Origin of the sequence: Bartonella sp. MR110HLJHH, assembly GCF_042194225.1 — a bacterium.
Taxonomy (GTDB): Bacteria; Pseudomonadota; Alphaproteobacteria; order Rhizobiales; family Rhizobiaceae; genus Bartonella; species Bartonella grahamii.
Genome location: NZ_JBHIMQ010000109.1, coordinates 332 through 571, shown reverse-complemented (window position 1 = coordinate 571; position 240 = coordinate 332). Strand labels below are relative to the sequence as shown.

1 protein-coding gene is annotated in these 240 nt (G+C 43.3%); it reads left to right on the top strand.

All coding sequences use genetic code 11. The annotated features are described in order from the left end of the window. Positions 1-22: 22 nt before the first annotated feature. Positions 23-240 (top strand): MATE family efflux transporter (locus ACFIKB_RS09635; RefSeq protein ID WP_375653547.1); only part of this gene is annotated, 218 nt, incomplete at its 3' end.

Genomic DNA, 240 nt, shown 5'->3' with positions numbered 1-240 from the left:
TACGGCTTATGGGGCCGAAGCTTTGGCCGCACACACGATTGGGATGCGTCTCGATATGCTTATTTCTGTGGTGGCTTTAGGGATTTCCAGCGCAGCGACGACAATAGCAGCGTGGTATAGAGCAGATAGGAATCATATAGCTCTAAAACAGTTGCGTATGAGTGTCACAATTTTTGCTGTAACTTATGTCTTGTTTTTATCAGGGGTTGTTTATCTCTCTTATGAATTTATCCTTACAAC